Annotated in this window: 1 protein-coding gene; it reads right to left on the reverse strand. The window is 63.2% G+C overall.

All coding sequences use genetic code 11. The features are described 5' to 3' along the window. Positions 1-19: 19 nt before the first annotated feature. A protein-coding gene (locus tag MBENS4_RS25165) for an IS630 family transposase (RefSeq protein ID WP_144401094.1) occupies positions 20-1,080 on the reverse strand; the annotation gives its coding sequence in 2 pieces (ribosomal slippage) (positions 20-588 and positions 588-1,080; 1,062 coding nt in all). Positions 1,081-1,172 lie beyond the last annotated feature (92 nt).

Consider the following 1,172-nt stretch of genomic DNA (forward strand, 5'->3'; position numbering starts at 1 on the left):
TAATACCAAGGTGCATTGATCAGTACCCATGTGCCCATTGGCGCATTCCGATGGACATGATGCGCCAGGGCTGATCGACGAGCTTGTTCCATGCGAAGCAGCAGTGGTCGACGATGTCGTCGTAGGATTTGAAGATGCGGTTCGACAGCCAGTTGTCGCGCATGAACTGCCAGACGTTTTCGACTGGGTTGAGTTCGGGGCATCTCGGCGGCAGCGGCATCAGGGTGATGTTGGGAGGCACGACCAGTTCGGCCGATCCGTGCCATCCGGCCTGATCGAGCAGGAGGACTGCATGCGCGCCTGGCGCGACGTGGAAGGCAATTTCCTCGAGATGCATGCTCATTGCCTCGCTGTTGCAACGGGGCATGACGATGCCGGCGGCCTTGCCTTCGGCGGGACAGATCGCGCCGAACAGCCATGCCGAGGAGCGACGCTGGTCCTTCGGCGCCGATGGCCGGGTTCCGCGCTTCGCCCAGCGCCGGGTAAGCTTGGTCTGCTGGCCGATGCGGGCCTCGTCCTGCCACCATAGCTCTATCGGCGTTCCTCTCGGGAGCCGCCGCTTGATTTGCGCCAGACGGGCGCCGAAGTTTTTTTAAAATCGACGATGTCATCGCGCTTCTGGCCACGATGGCGCGGCCGGGCCGAGAGCTTGCGATAACCCATCGCACGAAGCTCGCGCCCGAGAGTGTGGCGTGTGACCGACAGCTCGAACTCGTCCCAGACCCACAGCGCCAGGTCAGCAAGCCGCCAACGCACGACGCCATGCGCCGCGGGGATCGGCCCCGCCTCGACGATCTCGGCGAGCCGGGCGCGCTGCTCGTCGTTCAGGATCGAAGCCCGCCCCGGAGCTTTGCGCGTTGCCAGACCGTCGGGACCTCCGTCGTTGAACCGCAGAACCCAGTCGCGCACGATCTGCAGCGTCACGCCGGCAATCTTCGCCGCTTCGCTGCGACTGCCGCCGTCCAGGATCAGCGCAACAGCCAACAGGCGTCGGACCTGATCGGCATCGCCACTTCGTCGTGCAAACCCTCGCAAATCCGCCGATGTGTAGTCAGATCGAACCCCAATCGCTGCCGCCATCGCAAGCCTCCATGTGCCTGCCATGATGAATCAGAAAATCACCAGCTTGGAAAGCGAGGACGTGAGTCAGCCTCAGCGCGCCTTGGTATAAG

Origin of the sequence: Novosphingobium sp. MBES04 (genome assembly GCF_000813185.1) — a bacterium.
GTDB lineage: Bacteria > Pseudomonadota > Alphaproteobacteria > Sphingomonadales > Sphingomonadaceae > Novosphingobium > Novosphingobium decolorationis.